Origin of the sequence: Acinetobacter defluvii, assembly GCF_001704615.3 — a bacterium.
GTDB lineage: Bacteria > Pseudomonadota > Gammaproteobacteria > Pseudomonadales > Moraxellaceae > Acinetobacter > Acinetobacter defluvii.
The window spans coordinates 2,298,629-2,319,041 of record NZ_CP029397.2 but is presented as its reverse complement, the minus strand read 5'-3'; the positions used below and the strand labels follow the sequence as shown (position 1 = coordinate 2,319,041).

The window sequence follows — 20,413 nt, the reverse complement described above, 5'->3', positions numbered from 1 at the left end:
ATATTTCAATGTTTTAGGTTGGCGTTTAATGAAATGCAGGCGAACTTGACCTGCATCATTTCACTGCGACAATTTAAGAACCTACTTATGTGTACTGACTTGGGTCATCCGAGGAATTTTGGGTAGATTTTCTAGTGCAGGGTCGAGTTCATCTTCCTGTGCATGTACAAGAAAATCAACACACTCACGTAAACGCTTAAATTCAGGTGTATTCAAAAGTTCAGAGTTACGAGGATGAGGTAAGTTGACTTCAATAATTTCTTTAATCTCCCCAGGATTGGCTTTGAGTGCTACGATTCGATCTGCCAATAAAATCGCCTCATCCATATCATGTGTTACGAAAATAATTGTAATATCAATATTTTGCCATAAGTCCATCAAGTGTTTTTGCATTTTCTGACGAGTATGGGGATCAAGTGCACCAAAAGGTTCATCCATTAATAAAATTTTGGGTTCATTCACCAAAGCACGCGCAATGGCAACCCGTTGTTTCATTCCACCAGACAATTGATGTGGATATTGATTTTCATATTTTTCTAAACCAATAATATTGATCCATTCTCGTGCAGCAGCTTCTGCGGAAGGGTTACTCGCACCTTTCATCAGTGGTCCAAACATGACATTTTCTTTCACTGTTTTCCACGGAAATAGGGTATAGCCTTGGAACACCATACCACGTTCAGGGCTAGGACCATGAATATTTTGACCATCGACCAAAAGTTCACCATGACTATAAGGATCTAAGCCTGCTACGACACGGCTGAAAGTTGACTTACCACAACCTGAAGGACCAATTACACAGATAAATTCTCGTTTGTGAATTTTTAGATCTATTTGATTTAAAATAGTACGTTCAACTTGATCATGTTTAAAAATTTGTGTCAGCTTTTTTGCTTCCAAAATCACAGGGCGTTGATAAATCGCATCAAAATAGGCTTTTGGATCGAAGTCAGTAGATTGTTCAGGATGAAGATTCATTATTTTACTCCTATTTTCCATTTAAACAGACGTTGACCGAGTTTCATGAGGATGACATCACACAGTAAACCAATGATTCCAATAATGAGGATTGCCGCATAGACATTGTCAAAGTTTTGATAACGGGCTTGTTGGGTAATAAACCAGGTAATGCCAGAGGTTGTTCCGATCAGCTCTGATACGATTAAATACGTCCATGCCCAACCGAGTAAAACCCGTAAATCACGGTAAATATCAGGTAGTGCAGCAGGAATCACCACATAAAATAAGCTTTTAAGTTTATTGGTACCCAGTGTAAAACCTGCCTCAATTAAGCCCTTATCTACCATACGCGTGGTATTGGCGATGATTAAGACTTGTTGAAATAACGTGCCAATCACAATGATGGCAATTTTTGGTGCATCATTAATTCCCAAAATCGCCACTGCTAATGCACCAAAGGCAGGTGCAGGCAAGTAACGAAAAAACTCTACAAATGGCTCAGTAAGTTGGGAGATGGTATTAGAAAATCCGCATAAAATTCCCAACGGAATACCAATCAGCGAGGACAGAAAAAATGCAGTAAAAACAATTTTAATACTGTGCCATAAACTCTGATGAAACCATGGTGCATCTGCTTGTGCAGGTGGTGTGGTAAATGCTGTGACCAAAGCAATTGCGACTTCATGCGGTGCAGGTAAATAAATCGGATTAACTAATTTTCCTTGTGGTGGCGTAATATCCTGATTTACCGCATTTTGTGCTTCAGCATAAAAAACAGCTTTATCTACAAGACTGCTAACTTGAAAAAATGGCACACTGCCTGACTGTGTAATTTGTACTTGTGGATGCCAAATAAATGGCAAATAACTAACAGCACACCAAATTAAAATAGGAATTAAAAAAGAACCAAAACCGAGCAAAATTTTTTGTCTTGCACCGAGTTCACTAGCAACATAAGCCATAATGTGTCGCCCCAGTATTACCATTTTTATTAAATGTAATACTGATAAGCAAAATGAATGCCATATCTGTGTTTGATATTGATCGCTGATGTCGTGCAGTCAGATGGAGTATTTAATTTTTTCTGCATACTGTATTTAAATCACCAAGAGAAAAAGTTTTAACATCCAATCGAAAAGTGTTTTTTGTTATAGTGCAAAGCCAAACTAATGTTTATTTTTGATTAAGGAATGAGCACACATGAATTCAACAATACCTACAGCAAAAAAAAGGCATATAAAACTTTTACTTACTTTAAGTTTAGGTATTCTAATTCCAGTTATTTTGATTGCTCTTGTGTTTTTTGCTGCGAAAAATGATGCTGAAAATCAAAAAGAATATGATCGTATTCGTCAACAGCAAGCTGAGAAATTTGAACACCAAAAACAGCAAAAGATACAACAAGATTTAATTCAATCTCAAATCCAAGTTGAATCTTAAGCAAAATATTGAGATTCAAGACATGTGGAGGTGTTCTAAAAAAGTATGTTGGCTTTAAATCAATTCATTGTTGAGACAAAAGAAAGTTAAATCAAAGTTTAGCCTATTTTTTATCAACATATTTTTGAAACACCTACAGTATTTTTAATGTGCACAAAATGCCATATTAAAATACGCAAACAGTTCAGGCGTGCTTAACCAAAGTAAAGTGGAAAGGGCAAATAAAAAAATAAGCCCTAACACAATACTAATTTTTAACCATGAAAATGTGTTAGTCATCAACAATGGTTTCCTCATTTACAAAGAAATGGACAAATACTCCAAACAGACTGAGTACAATTGAGCACGCCCAAATCACATTATAATTTCCAGTTAAATCATGATTTAAGCCACCCAGCCAGCCACCAAAAAATGAACCCACCTGATGGGTAAAGAATACAATTCCACTGAGCATAGTCAGGTATTTTACTCCAAACATATTTGCGACAATACCATTGGTTAATGGGACAGTCGATAACCATAATAATCCCATCACGATCCCAAAGCTATAAATCGTCCAAACACTTAAAGGCAACATTAAAAATGTTACAATTGCGATACCTCGTAAACCATAGAGCCACATCAGTAAGTGCGGTTTAGAAAATTTATCGCCAAGAATACCTGCTGTATAGGTGCCGATGATATTAAATAGTCCCACTAGAGCGAGGAAAATTGTACCGTTTGAGGCATCAAAACCATGATCAACAAGATAACCTGGTAAATGAATCCCTAAAAATACAACTTGAAAACCACAAACAAAAAAGCCTAAGGCTAAAAAAAGAAAGGGCTTATGTGACAATGCAATTTTTAGAATTTGTTTAAAACTCAAAGCAGGCTGAGTAATTTTTGAAATCGCAGCAGGCGCAGAATACATCGGTGCTTTGAGCATCCATGCCAATGGTATGATCAATGCGATGAGAATCGCACTAATTACTAAGGCAGATGACCAACCTACATTTTTAATCAATAATAAGGTGGTTGGCAGCATGATAAATTGTCCAAATGATCCCGCAGCACTGGCGATACCCATTGCCATACCACGTTTACTTGGATGTGCTGCACGACCGACTGCAGACAGTAATACTGAAAAAGAAGTGGCTGACAGTGCCATACCAATAATCAATCCAGCGCTTAAATCCAACAACCATGCTTCGGAACTCACCGACATTAATAACAAACCGATGGTATAGAGAACACCACCAACAGCAACAACAATTTTACTGCCGTATTTATCAGCCAAAGCACCTGTAAAAGGTTGGACTGCGCCCCACAGTAAATTTTGCATGGCAATGGCAAGGCTAAAAACCTGATGATTCCAGTTAAATTCGTGGCTCATCGGAACTAAATACAGCCCAAATCCATGGCGTACACCTAACGAAAGCGCCAAAATAAAGGCACTCCCAATGAGCATATAAATTAAAGGCTTAGAAAATCTGGTTTCATCAAGTGAGTTCGTCATACAACATCCATTGTCTCTTGGTGTTGAAATTGTATAGGATTCACTTGATGAAGACGATAGAATTAAAATTTATCAATCAATAAAGTAAAGTTATTGAATGAAATGAAAAATTAGATGATCACATAATTTTTATTAAATTTAATGCAATACTGGGCAGGAAAATTGTATAGAAAAATTACCTATATTTTATGATCTAAATATAGGTAATAAAATAATATAAAACATTTACTTATTGCTTAAAAACGATAACCAACACCTGCATAGCCTAAAATAGGATTAATTTCGATATCGGTTTTGGCATTGATAAGTTCACCTAATTTCTCATCTTTGACGGTAATTTTTGCTTCGCCTGTGAGCTGTGCATAACTAACTGAACCTACCGCAAACCAACGGTCATTAAAATCATAAGTAAAACCCACTGTGGCTACAGGGGCAATCGCATCATCTGCATCTAAACTCACCTCTGGTTTTGCAGCACTTTCTTTACCATCGAGTGCAGCACCTGCTTGACCTTGTTTGATATTAGCGATCATATGACCTGCATTAATCAAGTCTTTTTCTAGGCTTGGATTCATCTCTAACTCATTAAAATAAGCATACATCAACCCTACACCAACATAAGGACGAAATTTATTTACACCTGTCTTACCAAAGTGATATTGCAGTTCAGCCGCTGGCGTCCAAGCACGTGCTTCAGCTACAGCGCCACCATGATTTTCTAAGTCGGTGATGAGTAGATTATTCTTCATATCAATTTCGGGGAGGGGAATGCCAATCACCTCAGGTGTAGCTGAGGCTTCAAAAGGCGCATAAATTTTCCCTTTCCCTTGAATATCGACTTTTGGTGGAATTCCCGCTTTCACTTCAACAGAAACGTGATCAGTAAAGAAGTAGTTGGTCATTAAACCTAAAGTAGTGACATCCTCCGCTTCTAATCCTGTTCCAGCATTGTTCCATTCACTTAGACCATGGATTTCAGCCGTACCACTGAGCGCACCCGATAAGGTATCTACACCTAAACCATCTAAAAAATTCACAAAGGTCGATGACAAGTTTGGATCCATATTTGGATCCATATTCTTTTTGACAGAATCAATGGAAATATCACCAACTTTAGATTTTTCACCTTCTTTGATAGCTGTATTTACCCCAATCGGTTGGGCTTTACCTTGCGGCATCACATGCAAAGCACCTACTGAAACAGAAAAACGTTTAAAACCATCACCATCTTTGAAACTAAAATATGGAGATTCTGCATAAGACCATGTTGAGATAAGGGGAATGCTGCTCATCAAACATAAAAACACTTTTTTCATAAAATGGACTCCATGTCCGCTGTGTTGCTCATTTTTATTCGGCTTCATTATTTGGTTTTTTTGATCTAGAAGAATGTTGCATTTCACAAGGACTTTATTTAATGAATGTTTTAGTTTGAATATTTTATTTATGTAACGCTTAATTTATTGAATGGCAATGTAAGCACGTTACAGTTAAATTACATTGTAAAAATCACATGATTATTTTTATAAAATTTTGAAAAATAGAACGTTAAACAATATCTAAAGATCTAAATCATAAAAAAGGTCACTCAAAAGTGACCTTTTCTACCAGTACACACAAAAAATCAGTCAATGACAATTTTTGTGCTGAAATTATGCATTAAAACGAGATAAATCTTCTTCAGGGCGAGCCGTTAAAACTTCAATTCCTGTTTTAGTGACTAAAATTGTATGTTCATATTGTGCAGATAGGCTGTGATCTTTGGTCACAACCGTCCATTTATCACCGAGTAGTTTAGTTTTCCAGTCGCCCGCATTAACCATGGGTTCAATGGTAAAGGTCATACCTTCTTCTAAAACCATGCCTGAGTTGGCTTGACCATAATGTAAAACTTGTGGTTCATCATGGAAAACCGTGCCAATGCCATGACCACAATATTCACGGACTACACCAAAACGTTCAGATTCAACATATTTTTGAATCGCATGACCGATATCACCAATCGTTGAACCGGGTTTAACAGTTTCCATACCTTTATACATCGCTTCTTGTGCGACTTTACATAAGCGATCAGCCAAAATAGAGGTTTCACCGCCCACGATATACATCATGTTGGTGTCGCCATGATAGCCATCTTTAATCACGGTTACGTCAATATTTAAAATATCGCCTTTTTTCAAAATCTTTGCTTCTGAAGGAATACCGTGACACACCACATGATTCACAGAAGTACAAATCACATGTTGAAACGCAGGGCGACCAGGTGCTGCACCATAGCCTAAGCAAGCAGGAATCGCATCTTGTTTATTGACAATATAATCGTGACAAATCGTATCTAACTCAAGTGTAGAAACACCTGGTTTAATATGCGGTTTGATCATATCCAAAACTTCTGCCGCCAGTCTTCCCGCCACACGCATTTTCTCAATTTCATCTTGAGTTTTGATTAATCGACGGGGAGCTTCGTAAGTACTGTTCATGATCTTTAAAAACTTTTGGAAATTTGTGTGTGACTATGGTATAAATAGCCGCCCAAATTATCAAATGCTTTTCGTTACTTTCTTATTGAAAGCCCAACGAGAAAATTAATTAGGGTAATTTAAAAATCCGCACATATGTCGACACATTACTCTGGGTGCCCGTTAGGGTGGAGAATGCGGACATATGGAGGCCTAACCCAAACTTTAAGGTAAAGAAAATGGCAGATTACAACGTAAGCATGCGCGACCTTTTACAAGCTGGCGCACACTTTGGTCACCAAACTCGCTTCTGGAATCCAAAAATGCGTCAATACATTTTTGGTGCGCGTAACAAAATTCACATCATTAACCTTGAGCATACTGTTCCTGCGTTAAATGATGCTTTGAACTTCGTTAACAACTTAGCAAGCAAAAAGAACAAAGTATTATTCGTTGGTACTAAACGTGCTGCTTCTAACATCATCCGTGAACAAGCTCAACGCGCTGGTCAACCTTATGTGGATCACCGTTGGTTGGGTGGTATGTTGACTAACTGGAAAACTCTTCGTCAGTCAATCAACCGCTTAAAAGATCTTCAAACTCAATCTACTGACGGTACTTTTGCTAAGCTAACTAAACGTGAAGCTTTAGAACGTACACGTGAAATGGAAAAACTTGAACGTGGTCTTGGCGGTGTTAAGAACATGGGTGGTTTACCTGACGCATTGTTCATCATTGACGTTGATCACGAAGCGATTGCAATCAAAGAAGCTAAGAACCTTGGTATTCCTGTAATCGGTATCGTTGATACAAACTCTAACCCAGATAACGTTGATTTCGTTATTCCTGGTAATGATGATGCGATCCGTGCTGTAACTCTTTATGCTTCTGCGATGGCTGATGCGATTATTGCTGGTAAAGAATACGCTCAAACTCAAGCGAATGCACAAGCAAAAGGCGAAGAAGCGAAAGAAGCTCCTGAGGCTTAATGCGTTTATTGACGCATGCTTGTCATTTTTGCGACATGTAATGGTGGCAAATTAAGCGTCGAGAAAGCAAAACGGCCCAGATTCAATGTTTGGGCCGTTTTTGTTAACAGAATTCATATCTCTACCGAATTTAGGAGAACAACATGACTGCAGTTACTGCGAGCATGGTAAAAGAATTACGTGACCGTACTGGTCTTGCGATGATGGAATGCAAAAAAGCATTAACAGAAGCAAACGGTGACATCGAGTTAGCGATTGACAACCTTCGTAAATCAGGTCAAGCAAAAGCTGCTAAAAAAGCGGGTAACATTGCTGCTGATGGTGCGATCACAATCGTTCAAGAAGGTAACAAAGCAATTCTTTTAGAAGTAAACTGTCAAACTGACTTCGTTGCAAAAGACGAAAACTTTGCAAACTTCTCTAAACAAGTTGCGACTGCTGCTTTAGCTGCGAACGAAACTGATGCTGCTAAAATTGCTGAATTGAAACTTGAAGATGGTCATACTGTAGAAGAAGCGCGTATTGCGCTTGTTCAAAAAATCGGTGAAAACATCCAAGTTCGTCGTGCAACCCTTATTGAAGGTGAAAACCTTGCAGTGTACAAACACGGTTTAAAAATCGGTGTTGTTGTATCTTACACGGGTGATGCTGAAACTGGTAAAGGTTTGGCAATGCATGTTGCTGCGTTCAACCCAGTTGCTGTAAATGCTGAAGGCGTATCTGCTGATCTTATCGCAAAAGAGAAAGAAATTGCGGAAGCGAAAGCGATCGAATCTGGTAAACCAGCAAACATCGTTGAAAAAATGGTAACGGGTTCTGTTGAAAAATACTTGAACGAAGTTGCACTTGATCGTCAAATGTATGTTATCGACAATGATAAGAAAGTTGCTGACGTATTAAAAGCAACAGGTACAACTGTAACTGAATTCGTTCGTTTCGAAGTTGGTGAAGGTATTGAGAAAAAAGCAGAAATGAGCTTCGCTGATGAAGTTGCTGCTGCTCAAGCTGCTGCTGCACAATAATTTTACTGATTTAGTAAAGTTATAAAAGAACCCCTCAATTGTGAGGGGTTTTTTATATGTTTATTCTAAGTCGGTGAGTAGATAGCCAAACTGATAATCTTGTTTATACTCATGATGATAAAGTGTTACATCACTGTTGGTATATATTGTTTTTAATAATTTTTCTAATTTTGATAAAGCTTCAAAAGCAGCCTGACTTAAAATAAAAGCAGAATTTTCTCCGTGTTCGATAACAATTACACTTACATCATGCTGGAGAATATCAAATGTAATATTATCCATCGCAATGGCATATTGTTCTTCAAAACTCAGTTCATTATCGTCATAGAATGACGCATCATATTCTGATTCACTTAAGTCAACCAATTCATGCTCAGAATTATCTTCAAATTTTTCAATATAATTAAAAATGTCTTTTAAAATATATGAAACATCATAGTGTGATGACTTTACAACATTTAAAGTTTTAAATTTTTCTTCTAATAATCCACCAAAATTTGAAAACTCACATGCTGCAATCACCTGTTTTGACGCTTCGTAATTGGATTGCCAATCCATTAACCATGTACTGTTACTAGATTGAGCATTTAGTTTGGGAAAATCAGTAGGGCGAAGTGTAGGAAAAAGTTCTATAAGTACTGTTCTTAATTGTTTTTGTTCATTCATTTGGCTTTCTCATTGTTATGGAAGTTTATATAATTTGGGCATTATTTTTAGCATAGAATGATTATAGATGGCAAATAAGACCAATCTGAGTATCGGCGCAGTAATTATCCTTATCATTGCAGCATATTTGGGTATTGATTTAAACCAAGATAAAAATACAACAGCGACCGTTCACTCAGAAAATACTCAGTCGGAGTCAAAAGACGATCAAGCTTCGGCACAGCCACAAATAAACTCACATAATACTCATGTAGATAATGCGCAAAATAGCCAAAATCAACAGGGTTTAGAGGTTATTCAAAAGTCGTATGAGCAAAAACTCAGTAATGTGCAAGTACAATCTGCGGGTAAAGTTAAAGCAATATTGAGAGATGATAATGAAGGTGCTCGTCATCAGAAATTTATTTTGTTATTGGACAATGGCTTAACTGTATTGGTTGCGCATAATATTGATTTAGCACCAAGAATTGAGCAATTACAAAAAGGTGATACCGTTGAATTTTTTGGTGAATATGAATACAGCGAGCAAGGTGGAGTGATCCATTGGACACATCATGATCCACAAGGTCGTCATGTAAGTGGTTGGTTAAAGCATCAAGGCAAGTCCTATAGTTAAGGCAATTTTGAATAGTGCTGCTGCAAAATTTTTTAATTCTCATAGCAATTTTGTTCTATATCTTTTGAATAGCAAAAATGCAGGAGAGAGCGAGCTATATTCATCTAAAAGAATTAGGGGGCTTAGAATTACTAAAAGCACAATATCATCAGAAACAATTTTCAAAACACACCCTAATTGTATTTTTTAATGCAAATGCGCTGCGAAATTTACCTTTGGATGCTTATTTTTTAGCAGCAATGATATGCGTCATATTGGCTTTAATTTCTAAAAAAATATTAATTCATTTAGCGCTGAGTTTAGTTTGTTTTTATGTTTTATATTACTTTTTGAGTTAAAAAAATGGGTTAAATTCCATCATAAAATTTAACCCATGCTCATTTGCGCTAAAAAGCCAGTTTTTGGCGTGTTTTCCATTTAGGTAGTACTTTAGTTAAATAAGCATCCATACACCATACAGGACCAATCAGAAGGAATTGGAGGTCTTTGAAGAAAGAAGGCTTTTTACCTTCGACTTTATGCCCATAAAACTGACCAATCCAAGCTAAAACGAACACCCCAATATAGAATCCCACCCCGACAGGAAGTAGATAAATCACCCACGCCATCACTGCAACCAGTGCGACCATAGCTACGGCTAAAACCAGATCAAGACGCGCGTAAAAAACTAGGGTTAAAACAATAATCAAAGCCGTTAACAGAGCACTAAAATGTGCCAAAATTCCAATAATCGAAAATAAAATAGCAGGTACACACACCCAGTGAATCATTTTATTGGTTTTGTTTTGATGGCTTTCGCTATACTCATCGAACCACTCGGTTATAGATTTCATATTCAACTCCATGCGCCAGATTTATTTCATTTATTTTTAGCCACTCTAGAAAATATAAACGAGAAACCGACAATGGTCAAAGGCGAATCTAAAAAGTTTTAAGTCTTTTCAGTCAATGTATTTTTATTCTTAGATTTAACAGACTAAAAAAGACCGACAGTGTCCACGATCAAATTCAATAAAGTCATGAGAAGTTATGAGATTAAAACGTGAATAAAAATAGGTCGATTGGATTGACTGATTTTATTGAGGAGAAGAACGTATTGAAGTAAATAAGATAAGAAAGAGGTAAATAAGCGCAAAAATCCATTTAATTAAAAAAGCCACAAACGATGTGGCTTTTTTCGTTAAATGGGGAAAGGTAAACTTAAGAGTTTGGACCATCCACACGTTCGATACTGACACGACCTGTACCAGAGTTCGTGATGCCTAAACGTTTAGCGGCACCATAAGATAAATCGAGCACACGGTTACCATGGAAAGGACCACGGTCATTTACTTTAACCACAACACTTTTGCCGTTGTCTTTATTGGTCACACGAATATAACAGTTTAAAGGCAGGCTACGATGTGCTGCTGTTAATTGGTTCATATCGAAGGTGTCACCACTTGCCGTTTTACGTCCATGGAATTGACGACCATACCAAGATGCAACACCTGTTTGTGAGAATTTACGAACAGTATTGGATGCAACAGCATTTAATTTATCAATGACTGAAGGCTCATCTTCTTGTACTTGAACTTTTGCAGCGAGTGTATCACGACGGATTTTATCGCCAGAACGTTCAGTAATTGACAAACTGTTTAAGTTTGAAAAGTGTGAATTAAAATTAGTTGAATCTTTATTCACTACACGTGAAGCAAGGCTAGAACTGTCTGAATCGTTGTTTAAATATGATGACTGAACCATTTCTGAGTTGACTTGCGTCATACCTAAACCCATGGTCAGGGCGATCATATATTTCAGTGAAGCATGCATTGTTTAACTCCTGGGAACTTCAAAAACTATTTTTTTAAACACAAAAAATAAGCACTGAAGTCTGTAAATTTACTTTTGCAACCACATTTAACGGTAGGGGATAATATTCATGCAGTAACGAATGTGTCTACTAATATTTTAAGATCAGTTACAAAAAGGACAAAAACTTACGAAATAAGTATAAAAAATAACCATAATTGTAACCAAATGTTTAAAAAGTTTAAATAGTAGTCAATTTACTCAAAATAGTTCTTGACTTATTTAGTCTGAAAGAAAAGTAAGTCTTAGCGACTTACTATTTCAGTACCTAATAACCAGAGCGCAGTGGCATACATGCGGCTTTTGTTATACGTAGTAATCACCTGAAAATTAGGGTAAGTAATGTAGTAAGCAGGTCCATAACTTTCCTGTAGTTGAATCACATTGACCATATCTAAATCGTCAATTTTCACGATAGGATTCATCGGGGTGATACCTTGGTTTTTCAGTGCACCATAAGGCGTAGGTTGAGTTAAATCCTTAGCAATGATGGCATCAGGATTATTTCCTGTATAACGTGCTGGGAATGCAATTGGTTGGTTTCGCTGCCAACCTTTTTGTGCCAAATAATTTGCAATAGAGCCAATCGCATCGACAGCTGAGTTACGCAGATCAACATGACCATTGCCATCATAATCAACCCCATACAGTGGGATATTACTTGGCATAAATTGTGGGTAACCAACTGCACCTGCATAAGAACCTACAATCGAATTGGTCGGTACACCATCTTTATATGACCAAGCAATTAAGGCAGAAAGTTCATCTTGGAAATATTGAGCACGACGTTCATAACCAAAACCTAAGGTTGCAAGCGCATCACGGGTGATAAACGAGCCTTTATTTGCACCATAACCTGTTTCCACACCTAAAATCCCCAGAATAATTGCTTGAGGAACGCCATATTGTTGTTCAGCACGATTTAGGGTATCCGCATACTGATTTTTAAAACGAACACCACGCTGAATTGTACCTTCTGCTAAAAAATTAGTTTTGTATTGATACCAAGGTTTACTTTCCCCCGGTCTATTCATGATATTGATAATATTTGGTAAATTTCGTGAACCATTCATTGCCCAATCGACTTGTTCACTGCTTAAACCATAAGTTTGCATTGTTTTTAATTTAAAATTGTTATAGTTGGGATCATTGGCAAAATCATTTGCCTGACAAAAACTGGTAATGGATAAGGCAGCTGCACAGAAGCTGATGTTTCTTACTTTCTGAAAAAGCCCAAAATTTAACATGAAATATAATTTCCTAATTTTCTATGGGTATATAAGTGGCGAATACGAATGGACATAACCATACCAAAACTTATGTGTAATGTAATGCTTAGACTGGCAGCAGCATGCAAAAAGTAGTACATCACTGACTCACTTTTATTAAAATAGCATTGCCTTGGCTCAATTTTACAAATACATAAACAAAACATGACAAAGCTAACGTATCAACTCTTAGATTTTAGCAAATATGAATAGAATGCTATTTAAAGTCTAAAATAATGAAAATTATATAAAAAGTAGATTTATTTAACTGAAATAATTTTGCAATATACTGTAGATAATAAATTAAATGAAAAATAGATATAAAATTGTCTGTAGAGGCGATGCATTAAAAATGTAACACTGAGATTGCATAACATTGTTTAAACTTGCCAAATTTAATTGATTCATTGGATTAATTTAGTATCATAAAAATGATTTAAAGCATGCGTATAGAGCGAAATAGAGTAGGTGCATTGTAGTGTTTTATACACCATAGCCCATTCAGACTTCTATAGTCATATAGAAGCCCAATGTATAGAAACAACAGATCAAGTGATTGAAAAATCAGTTTTAATTTAAACAATCTAATATCTAAAAAAATATTTTTTGAAGTGATTTCATAAAGTGAAACTTTAACTTGGATTAAGCAACTGACGCCCCATTTCAAGTAAATCTTGTTGATCAAGTTGTTTAGGATGAAAATCCTCATCATAGAATGCAATATATTCTGGAAATAAACGCACCATCATTAAGCCCAAACCATACAGAGCTTTAATGTTTTTAAGTAATTGTTTCGGTTGATATAAGCTTGTTTTACGATCTTGCCAGAGTAAATCGGCAGTCATTAGCATTGTGCTGCTTATAAAGCCGATGGTAATGGTGCGCATACTTCTACGGCGCTGTGCTAAATTATTAAAAATACTCTGATAAACATCAAAAGCCACATGTTTATGTTCAATTTCCTCTACCGCATGCCAAAGCCAAAGTTGTTTCATGTTTGAAGATAAACCTTTAAACATAAATTCGGGATACTTCAACATATAACCTGCCATAAGTGCTGTAAAATGCTCTAAAGCAACTGTCGCAGCAAGTTGGCGACGTTGGGTTAGTGTTCTTAAACGCAACATTTCTTTTTCAAACGCAGCATCATATTTTTTTAGGTTGTACTGGGTTGACTGTACAGCATGGTTAAATTGCTCGTGTGCTTGTGCATGATGCGCCTCTTGCCCAATAAAACCTGCAATATCTGCCTGAAGCTGAGGATCTTTAATTTGTTCTCGGACATTGCGCACTGTTTCCACAAAGAAGCGTTCACCTTGAGGAAAGGTAATGGATAAAGCCGTAAGAAAATGTGAGATTAAAGTAGCATCTGTATAGTGAGGATGTACTGATACTGCATTAAACCTAGTTTTACGGATATGAATATTAGAGTGTAGGCGTTGTTGAAAATTTTTGGATTGATTAGAGAGATTTTTTAACATTTGTTTACCTATATCATTCTAATTTTTGAGCTATAAATGTGCTTACATCCATCCTAACATTATTAATATCCCATGATTGCCTGCTAAGACATTGGCTATAGTGAATGGTTTTTGAGTTATTAAGTGAATAGAGAAATTTAAAATATAAAAAATGCTCTTATAAAAGAGCATTTAAAAATAATTTACTTTAGCAAATAAAAACTTAATTGAAGAATAAAGTATCGTGATATTCAGCAACAGCTTTGAGTTCATCACGGCTTAAATTTGGAATAAGCTTATTAATCGCAATATGTACTGCTTTGGTGACTGCGGCAGCACCAATATCAGATGCTTTACGCTTAATCATGCCTAAGTCTAAGGTTTTATTAAACTCAATCATAAAATGACGAATGGTTGCATCAGCAAACTGTTTATACAGTTCTGCCAAAGCTTCTTTATCGATTTTATTATCTGCTTTAATTTCCGCAAAATAATGTTTTAAGTTAGTCACAAGACTTGCATCAAGGGCTGTACCTACTCGGCTAGTACCAGTTGGGTCTTTAAACAAACTACGCTCTGAAAACTCAACAGACTGACGTACGACATTATTGTCTGCTTTACCTAAAAGTTGCTTCAAGAGCACAGAAACAGTTGATTTTACATACCCTGCTAATTTCTCAGCTGTATCTCGTTTATCACTTGCAGGGAAGTGTTGAACAAGTTTTACCAACAATGCATCTATAATCTCATCATTGATTAATAGCGCAGTTTGATCACGTAAAGGGTACAGTGGTTCATTAGAATTTTTTTTCTCAATACCTAACTGAATGTTTTTTAAAAGTTCATCAGTAGGTACAAAACCAAAAAAGGACATGTTAAAACCTCAATGTTTTATTTTATTGTCTCGCCAATCGAACGGGGCTTGGCATCCATGATTCATCCGATACACGACAAGGGTTAATATCTAATCCCCCACGACGTGTATATGTTGCATAAACCATCAGTTTTTCAGGTTGTAAATTTTGCCAAAGATCGGCAAAGATTTGCTCCACGCATTGTTCATGGAAACCATTATGCTGACGGTAGGAGATAATATAAGCTAAAATACTGCGATAACAAGGCTTTTTACCTTGATAGCGAATAAAAACCGTGCCCCAATCAGGTTGCCCTGTCACTGGGCAATTACTTCTTAAAAGATGTGAATACAGTTGAATTTCAACACTTTTATCAAAATTTTCATGCTCAGAATCAAAAGCTAGTAACGATGCATCAGGGTGATTGACTAAACAGTCAGGTTGTTGATTATCAATGCAAATCCCTTGTGGTTTTGCAACTTCTAATTCATCCACTTGAAATAAGGTTAAAGTGACAGATGCTTGTGCGGCAGCAGACAAGTCTTTTTCTACGGTGTCAATAAATGCTTGTTTCGATGCAAACTGAGTAAAGTTCAGACTATTAAAATACAACTTTAAAGATTTTGACTCGATTAAAAACTCAGAAGATGCGGGCAATGTCATACGCCCAATCGCAACTTGTGGAATACCGTGATCATTTAACCAAGAAATTTCAAAAATATGCCACCAATCTTTGCCTTGATAGATTCCTTCTACATGTTTGTAGTTTTCACGTGCTTGAACACGTGAAATTGGAAATAAGATATCAGGCTGATAAGTGTTTGGATAATTAGTATCTTTACCCAAAAGAGATTGTTCAACAGTCATTATTCACGCATTCCTGAACCACGAGAAAGTAGATAGTAAGCAATACCGTATAGTACAGCACAGAATAATGTCACAACGATTAATGATAAAGACACATTTACATCGCTGTGACCTAAGATGCCGTAACGGAACGCATTTACCATATAGACAATCGGGTTAACTAAAGAGAGATTTTGCCAAAATGGGCTTAAAGCACTAATCGAATAGAATACACCACCTAAATAAGTCAGTGGTGTTAAAACAAAGGTCGGAATAATCGAAATATCATCAAATGATTTAGCATAAACCGCATTAATAAATCCTCCCAAAGAAAATAGGAGCGAAGTAATAATCACAGTATAGATCGTGACGAAAATGTTATGAATGGCTAAATCGGTGAAAAATAGACTCATCAGGGTTACAATTAAACCCACCAAGACTCCACGACAGACTCCACCAATCACATAGCCACACAGCACCATGTGCAATGGAACAGGGCTCATAATCAATTCTTCAATACTTTTTTGAAATTTTGCACTGAAAAAACTAGAAGATACGTTGGCATAACTATTGGTAATCACCGCCATCATAATTAAGCCAGGGACGATAAATTGCATATAGCTAAAACCACCCATTTGCCCAATACGAGAACCGACCAAGTTCCCGAAAATAACAAAATACAGGCTCATGGTAATCGCAGGCGGCAGCAAGGTTTGAGGCCAAATCCGCATAAAGCGGCGGATTTCTTTATGCACAAGCGTGAAAAGCGCAACTTTTAACTGGTTAAAATTCATTGCGCTGCTCCTTCAAGATTTTTTTCCACCATTTTGACAAATAATTCTTCTAAACGGTTGGATTTGTTACGCATACTGCGTACACGAATGCCTTGTGCTTCTAACAGTTGGAATAAATCATTCATTGAATGTGCTTTGTCCATCGTCACTTCCAAAGTCACAGGATCAATCAAATTAAACTTGACCCCGATAATGTCGATTTTGATCGGTTCAATGGCATGTTCTAAATCAAAAATAAAAGATTCTTCATTCAACTGATTTAAAAAAGCTTTCATCGACGTATCTTCTTTGATCACCCCTCGATCAATGATGGCTATTTGACGACACAACATTTCAGCTTCTTCAAGATAATGCGTGGTTAAAATAATCGCCGTACCTTTTTCGTTCATTTCAGTGAGAAAGTCCCACATTGAACGACGTAACTCAATATCTACACCTGCCGTTGGTTCATCTAAAATTAATAATTTAGGCTCATGCATCATGGCACGCGCAATCATTAAACGGCGTTTCATACCGCCTGAAAGCATACGCCCTTGGGTATTTCTTTTTTCCCAAAGTCCTAATTTTTCTAAATATTCCTCAGCACGTTGTTGTGCAATTTTCTTTGGAATACCGTAATAACCTGCTTGTGTCACTAAAATATCAAAGGTTTTTTCGAATTGCCCAAAGTTAAATTCTTGTGGAACGACCCCTAAACATTGCTTGGCTTGGGATGGATGGGTATCTAAATCATGCCCGAAAATTTCAACTGTCCCTGAAGTTTTACGAGTCAAAGAGCTGATAATCCCAATCGTTGTTGATTTTCCTGCACCATTGGGTCCTAAAAGTGCATAAAACTCACCCTCAGGAACATTTAAGTTAATTCCTTTTAGTGCTTGAAAGCCGTTGCGATAAGTTTTAGACAAATCCCTTAACGTCAATGCATCAGTCATGAAATTCTCACATGGATTGGGGAGGGTATATTGTGAGCGAACTTGCCCAATAAACCAAGTGCATTACATGGAATTGTGCGTTGCAGATATGCAACGTTGTATAAAGCTTAGACAGCAAACAGGGAGAATAATAGATATATGCTTTACCTATGTAATTTTTTTGATATGATGTGCGCACTTCTTTTATGCGGCTATAGCTTAACTGGATAGAGTACAGGTTTCCGAAGCCTGTGGAGTGGGTTCGAGTCCCGCTAGCCGTACCATTAATGTTATTTCAAGTTCCATTTAGTATCAAAAGTCTTTATATTCAAAGCACTCAAGTAAATTTTTAATATACCGTTATTTACCATTATGTACCCTAATTAATCACACATTTAACGGCATATAAAAATATAAGTTTCTTTTTAAATGAGAGTGGCTTTTAAATAATAAATTGAACATATTTTTTTATCATTGTTATATTTCAGATTAAGTTGCAATTTTAAATGTGCATTATTTTAAGGTTACAACTCCAAATATTCAATTGGATTTTGATATCGCCTGTGTGCTGAAATGTTAAGCGGTCTTGCGTATTTTGATTTATAAATTTATATTAAAACTACAGTAGATCATATATAGATGCTACGAAGAAGTTGGACAGATCAATGACGGCTTATTGAGTTTGCAACTTTCTAAGTTCAGATAAGAAATAAGCACTAGCTATCCAACATAAAAAGCTCGCAGAAATGCGAGCTTTTTCATTTGAGTAAATATACTTATAAAGTAAAATCTTATACATAACTGAGTTCGACATCATAACGTGCAAACTCACCAATCAATTGCTGAACAAATTTGTGTGCTAAGGTAGTATCTAAGTCTGCTTCAAGCATTTGCTGAGTACGACTATCAAAATATTCTAATTTTAGTATTTGCCACTCATATTGATGTTCAGTGCGTTGTATATATAAGCTACGCAATTGCAAGTCATTTGATACTTGACGTGGAATAACATGGGTAATAGCCAAACGAGTTGGCGTGTTTTCTGCGGAATCAAGAAAAGTAATGACCCAGTTCCCCACTTTACTCAGTTGTGTTGGATCGTCATCGGCGGAAAAGCGAAAAAAATGTGTAGAACTCATAGCAATTATCCCTCTCTAGCATGCTTATAACGGTACATGGCTAAATTGTAGATAAGGCTTAAGTGGTAGACTGAATAAATATATTCATTTAAAAATATATTTTAAATGTAATATGCTGTTTTATAAATAAATATTATTTTTGATCTAGAGTTGTAAACTTTAAATTTAGACGCAATATCAATAACTCTGTTGCTCAAAGTGCTGCATAGAATAATTGATCATTTGCAAGTTTTTATTTAATTCGATCGGTGATATGCGGGTTTCTTGTAAAGCCGTTAACCACTGCATTTGACATAGTTTTAAAGCTTGAGAATGTTCAGCACTTTCAATTTTTTGAATTAACATCTTTGCCATCAAGCCGCAGTTTTGACGCAATAAGCGAATCATTAAATTTTTGGTTTCAGTAAAGTCTAATTTTCTTAAAATGATTTCGTTGTCGAGTGCAAGATTAACTTGTGGTGTAGGGCGTGAGGGCATATCAGATGGGTGGGAAGAAGCGATATTCGCTGCGACTTTTTGGACAATAATTTTTTCAACTTTTTCTTGTGCAATCTGCGTATGCGACACTTCAGTGGCTGTTTGAGATTTTGCTTGAAGATTTTTGATTAACCCCAAACTTTCTAAATCCCTTAACATCTCTGGTGTAGCAATATTTTTCTGTAATTGTGTGGTAAGTTTGTGGAAGTCAGGCGTCCCAATCAAAAGTAACAAACGTCTTAGCTTTGGACTTAAATCAAATAAGCGTTGTTGTAAAGCCTGCGTCCCAAGTTCAGTTTTTATATAATGATTCATTTGCGCTATCCCCCAAAAAAGCAAAATTAGGATAGAGCATCAAAATGACATTCTGGTGTCATTTTGATGACAAATAGCGTTATTTATAAAGTAATAATCGCGCTATTTTCTAATGCTTTTCTTAGATATGGGTCTAAATCATCTTGCTTTAATAACCATTTTACATAGTCCGCAGGCAGCGCTGAAATGGCTGTGCCACGATGTTTGCCAAAATTAATGCTACGTGGAATACGTGCATCTTCTGAGGCTGCAAAAAGTTCTTCTATAGTTTGAATATTTAAATGGTGAATGATATGCATCAAAATATTAGCAGTTAAAATAATATCAGCATCTGCACGGTGAGCACCTTTAAGCATGTTTCGGGCTTTTTCACTGCCTTTGCTGATTTGATAAATCAATGCAGAAATATTATGTGCTTCGGCAGTTGGCCAAACTAGGCGAGCCAATGCAAGCGTACAAATCGCTTTGATATTTGTCGTATCTACACCACATTTTTGGATGGTTTGAATATCATAATCAATATTATGACCAATAATATAGCTGGTTTCAGTCGGCAAAGTAAATGTTGAAAAATTAGGTTGCCCAACCAAATCAGATTCTAAAATATGATGAACTGCCATAGAGGCATAGGAAATTTTCTCATCGCCAATACTATAAAGTTGATCAAAAATTTGTTCACGTTCTAGGCTTAACTTGCCCTGTTCGATTTGGATAGGCGCATACGCAATCTCAATGGGTAATCCATTTAAAGTATGGGTTTCTGTATCGAGAATAATGGCTTGCATGACCTCTTCCAAATTTTAAAAAAGAATGTGCTTACTTTAACACTTGGATTTTCTTTGTGACAC

The 20,413-nt window shown here is 36.4% G+C and carries 21 protein-coding genes, 1 tRNA gene and 1 pseudogene; 6 read left to right on the top strand and 17 right to left on the bottom strand.

Annotation, left to right across the window (positions count from 1 at the left end; genetic code table 11):
* Positions 1-81 precede the first annotated feature (81 nt).
* Together DJ533_RS13475 and DJ533_RS13470 are read right to left on the bottom strand one after the other, a co-directional pair.
* Entirely contained in the window at positions 82-978 is an 897-nt protein-coding gene (locus tag DJ533_RS13475; RefSeq protein WP_065994638.1) for an ABC transporter ATP-binding protein, read from the bottom strand.
* Entirely contained in the window at positions 978-1,922 is a 945-nt protein-coding gene (locus DJ533_RS13470) for an ABC transporter permease (RefSeq protein ID WP_065994637.1), read from the bottom strand. The genes DJ533_RS13475 and DJ533_RS13470 overlap by 1 nt, the downstream gene beginning before the upstream one ends.
* Before the next feature lie 238 nt (positions 1,923-2,160).
* Here DJ533_RS13470 and DJ533_RS13465 point away from each other — a divergent pair, with 238 nt between their 5' ends.
* Positions 2,161-2,400: a hypothetical protein gene (locus tag DJ533_RS13465; RefSeq protein ID WP_065994636.1), complete on the top strand. Its 240-nt coding sequence runs from the start codon at positions 2,161-2,163 to the stop codon at positions 2,398-2,400.
* Positions 2,401-2,671: 271 nt separating this feature from the next.
* Here DJ533_RS13465 and DJ533_RS13460 read toward each other — a convergent pair whose 3' ends face one another.
* From DJ533_RS13460 to map, 3 genes are all read right to left on the bottom strand, one after another.
* Positions 2,672-3,898: an MFS transporter gene (locus DJ533_RS13460; RefSeq protein ID WP_065994635.1), complete on the bottom strand. Its 1,227-nt coding sequence runs from the start codon at positions 3,896-3,898 to the stop codon at positions 2,672-2,674.
* Positions 3,899-4,134: 236 nt separating this feature from the next.
* Positions 4,135-5,214, bottom strand: coding sequence for an OmpW/AlkL family protein (locus DJ533_RS13455; RefSeq protein ID WP_065994634.1), 1,080 nt, complete (start codon positions 5,212-5,214; stop codon positions 4,135-4,137).
* A gap of 336 nt (positions 5,215-5,550) precedes the next feature.
* The gene (gene map, locus DJ533_RS13450) at positions 5,551-6,378 is read right to left on the bottom strand and encodes a type I methionyl aminopeptidase (protein ID WP_065994633.1); all 828 of its coding nucleotides are present in this window, start codon (positions 6,376-6,378) and stop codon (positions 5,551-5,553) included.
* Positions 6,379-6,596: 218 nt separating this feature from the next.
* On the opposite strand from map, the gene rpsB reads away from it, so the two are divergent.
* Complete coding sequence (gene rpsB / locus DJ533_RS13445) at positions 6,597-7,346, top strand: 30S ribosomal protein S2 (RefSeq protein ID WP_065994632.1); 750 nt, start codon at positions 6,597-6,599, stop codon at positions 7,344-7,346.
* A 143-nt stretch (positions 7,347-7,489) separates the two neighbouring features.
* Positions 7,490-8,368, top strand: a complete 879-nt coding sequence (tsf, locus tag DJ533_RS13440) for a translation elongation factor Ts (protein ID WP_065994631.1) — start codon at positions 7,490-7,492, stop codon at positions 8,366-8,368.
* A 60-nt stretch (positions 8,369-8,428) separates the two neighbouring features.
* Here tsf and DJ533_RS13435 read toward each other — a convergent pair whose 3' ends face one another.
* A complete protein-coding gene (locus DJ533_RS13435) occupies positions 8,429-9,034 on the bottom strand; it encodes a hypothetical protein (RefSeq protein WP_065994630.1) in 606 nt (201 codons plus the stop codon).
* Between the two features lie 67 nt (positions 9,035-9,101).
* Here DJ533_RS13435 and DJ533_RS13430 point away from each other — a divergent pair, with 67 nt between their 5' ends.
* Both DJ533_RS13430 and DJ533_RS13425 read left to right on the top strand, forming a co-directional pair.
* Positions 9,102-9,650, top strand: a complete 549-nt coding sequence (locus DJ533_RS13430) for a DUF3465 domain-containing protein (protein WP_065994629.1) — start codon at positions 9,102-9,104, stop codon at positions 9,648-9,650.
* A 77-nt stretch (positions 9,651-9,727) separates the two neighbouring features.
* Positions 9,728-9,823 (top strand): annotated as a pseudogene (locus DJ533_RS13425) (AraC family transcriptional regulator); the annotation flags it as partial.
* 213 nt (positions 9,824-10,036) lie between these two features.
* On the opposite strand, the gene DJ533_RS13415 reads toward DJ533_RS13425, so the two are convergent.
* The 8 genes from DJ533_RS13415 to DJ533_RS13380 all read right to left on the bottom strand — a co-directional run bounded on the left by DJ533_RS13415 (position 10,037) and on the right by DJ533_RS13380 (position 17,655).
* Complete coding sequence (locus DJ533_RS13415) at positions 10,037-10,483, bottom strand: Mpo1 family 2-hydroxy fatty acid dioxygenase (RefSeq protein ID WP_065994628.1); 447 nt, start codon at positions 10,481-10,483, stop codon at positions 10,037-10,039.
* A gap of 367 nt (positions 10,484-10,850) precedes the next feature.
* Complete coding sequence (locus DJ533_RS13410) at positions 10,851-11,462, bottom strand: septal ring lytic transglycosylase RlpA family protein (RefSeq protein ID WP_065994627.1); 612 nt, start codon at positions 11,460-11,462, stop codon at positions 10,851-10,853.
* 284 nt (positions 11,463-11,746) lie between these two features.
* Positions 11,747-12,748: a lytic murein transglycosylase B gene (mltB, locus tag DJ533_RS13405; RefSeq protein WP_065994626.1), complete on the bottom strand. Its 1,002-nt coding sequence runs from the start codon at positions 12,746-12,748 to the stop codon at positions 11,747-11,749.
* A 653-nt stretch (positions 12,749-13,401) separates the two neighbouring features.
* Positions 13,402-14,250: a metal-dependent hydrolase gene (locus DJ533_RS13400; protein ID WP_065994625.1), complete on the bottom strand. Its 849-nt coding sequence runs from the start codon at positions 14,248-14,250 to the stop codon at positions 13,402-13,404.
* Positions 14,251-14,452: 202 nt separating this feature from the next.
* Positions 14,453-15,103, bottom strand: coding sequence for a hypothetical protein (locus tag DJ533_RS13395; RefSeq protein ID WP_065994624.1), 651 nt, complete (start codon positions 15,101-15,103; stop codon positions 14,453-14,455).
* 22 nt (positions 15,104-15,125) lie between these two features.
* On the bottom strand, positions 15,126-15,950 hold the full coding sequence (gene queF / locus DJ533_RS13390; RefSeq protein ID WP_065994623.1) for an NADPH-dependent 7-cyano-7-deazaguanine reductase QueF: 825 nt from the start codon (positions 15,948-15,950) through the stop codon (positions 15,126-15,128).
* Positions 15,950-16,723, bottom strand: coding sequence for an ABC transporter permease (locus DJ533_RS13385; protein WP_065994622.1), 774 nt, complete (start codon positions 16,721-16,723; stop codon positions 15,950-15,952). The genes queF and DJ533_RS13385 overlap by 1 nt, the downstream gene beginning before the upstream one ends.
* Positions 16,720-17,655, bottom strand: a complete 936-nt coding sequence (locus DJ533_RS13380) for an ABC transporter ATP-binding protein (protein WP_065994621.1) — start codon at positions 17,653-17,655, stop codon at positions 16,720-16,722. Before DJ533_RS13380 ends, DJ533_RS13385 begins: the two co-directional genes overlap by 4 nt.
* Positions 17,656-17,842: 187 nt before the next feature.
* On the opposite strand from DJ533_RS13380, the gene DJ533_RS13375 reads away from it, so the two are divergent.
* A tRNA-Arg gene (locus DJ533_RS13375) sits at positions 17,843-17,918 on the top strand.
* 507 nt (positions 17,919-18,425) lie between these two features.
* Here DJ533_RS13375 and DJ533_RS13370 read toward each other — a convergent pair.
* From DJ533_RS13370 to DJ533_RS13360, 3 genes are all read right to left on the bottom strand, one after another.
* Complete coding sequence (locus DJ533_RS13370) at positions 18,426-18,773, bottom strand: hypothetical protein (protein ID WP_065994620.1); 348 nt, start codon at positions 18,771-18,773, stop codon at positions 18,426-18,428.
* Between the two features lie 177 nt (positions 18,774-18,950).
* Positions 18,951-19,565 carry a hypothetical protein gene (locus tag DJ533_RS13365; protein WP_065994619.1) on the bottom strand — a complete coding sequence of 205 codons (615 nt, stop codon included), beginning with the start codon at positions 19,563-19,565 and terminating at the stop codon, positions 18,951-18,953.
* An 83-nt stretch (positions 19,566-19,648) separates the two neighbouring features.
* Positions 19,649-20,350, bottom strand: coding sequence for a 3'-5' exonuclease (locus DJ533_RS13360; RefSeq protein ID WP_065994618.1), 702 nt, complete (start codon positions 20,348-20,350; stop codon positions 19,649-19,651).
* Between the last annotated feature and the right edge of the window lie 63 nt (positions 20,351-20,413).

Bases quoted from the DNA above. Each gene is read 5' to 3' on its own strand.
- DJ533_RS13395 (WP_065994624.1), bottom strand. From the start codon at position 15,103: ATGTCCTTTTTTGGTTTTGTACCTACTGATGAACTTTTAAAAAACATT.
- tsf (WP_065994631.1), top strand. From the start codon at position 7,490: ATGACTGCAGTTACTGCGAGCATGGTAAAAGAATTACGTGACCGTACT.
- DJ533_RS13430 (WP_065994629.1), top strand. From the start codon at position 9,102: ATGGCAAATAAGACCAATCTGAGTATCGGCGCAGTAATTATCCTTATC.
- DJ533_RS13475 (WP_065994638.1), bottom strand. From the start codon at position 978: ATGAATCTTCATCCTGAACAATCTACTGACTTCGATCCAAAAGCCTAT.
- DJ533_RS13370 (WP_065994620.1), bottom strand. From the start codon at position 18,773: ATGAGTTCTACACATTTTTTTCGCTTTTCCGCCGATGACGATCCAACA.
- DJ533_RS13410 (WP_065994627.1), bottom strand. From the start codon at position 11,462: ATGCATGCTTCACTGAAATATATGATCGCCCTGACCATGGGTTTAGGT.
- DJ533_RS13470 (WP_065994637.1), bottom strand. From the start codon at position 1,922: ATGGCTTATGTTGCTAGTGAACTCGGTGCAAGACAAAAAATTTTGCTC.
- DJ533_RS13365 (WP_065994619.1), bottom strand. From the start codon at position 19,565: ATGAATCATTATATAAAAACTGAACTTGGGACGCAGGCTTTACAACAA.
- map (WP_065994633.1), bottom strand. From the start codon at position 6,378: ATGAACAGTACTTACGAAGCTCCCCGTCGATTAATCAAAACTCAAGAT.
- DJ533_RS13385 (WP_065994622.1), bottom strand. From the start codon at position 16,723: ATGAATTTTAACCAGTTAAAAGTTGCGCTTTTCACGCTTGTGCATAAA.
- DJ533_RS13460 (WP_065994635.1), bottom strand. From the start codon at position 3,898: ATGACGAACTCACTTGATGAAACCAGATTTTCTAAGCCTTTAATTTAT.
- DJ533_RS13455 (WP_065994634.1), bottom strand. From the start codon at position 5,214: ATGAAAAAAGTGTTTTTATGTTTGATGAGCAGCATTCCCCTTATCTCA.
- DJ533_RS13380 (WP_065994621.1), bottom strand. From the start codon at position 17,655: ATGACTGATGCATTGACGTTAAGGGATTTGTCTAAAACTTATCGCAAC.
- DJ533_RS13360 (WP_065994618.1), bottom strand. From the start codon at position 20,350: ATGCAAGCCATTATTCTCGATACAGAAACCCATACTTTAAATGGATTA.
- mltB (WP_065994626.1), bottom strand. From the start codon at position 12,748: ATGTTAAATTTTGGGCTTTTTCAGAAAGTAAGAAACATCAGCTTCTGT.
- DJ533_RS13435 (WP_065994630.1), bottom strand. From the start codon at position 9,034: ATGAATGAACAAAAACAATTAAGAACAGTACTTATAGAACTTTTTCCT.
- rpsB (WP_065994632.1), top strand. From the start codon at position 6,597: ATGGCAGATTACAACGTAAGCATGCGCGACCTTTTACAAGCTGGCGCA.
- DJ533_RS13400 (WP_065994625.1), bottom strand. From the start codon at position 14,250: ATGTTAAAAAATCTCTCTAATCAATCCAAAAATTTTCAACAACGCCTA.
- DJ533_RS13415 (WP_065994628.1), bottom strand. From the start codon at position 10,483: ATGAAATCTATAACCGAGTGGTTCGATGAGTATAGCGAAAGCCATCAA.
- queF (WP_065994623.1), bottom strand. From the start codon at position 15,950: ATGACTGTTGAACAATCTCTTTTGGGTAAAGATACTAATTATCCAAAC.
- DJ533_RS13465 (WP_065994636.1), top strand. From the start codon at position 2,161: ATGAATTCAACAATACCTACAGCAAAAAAAAGGCATATAAAACTTTTA.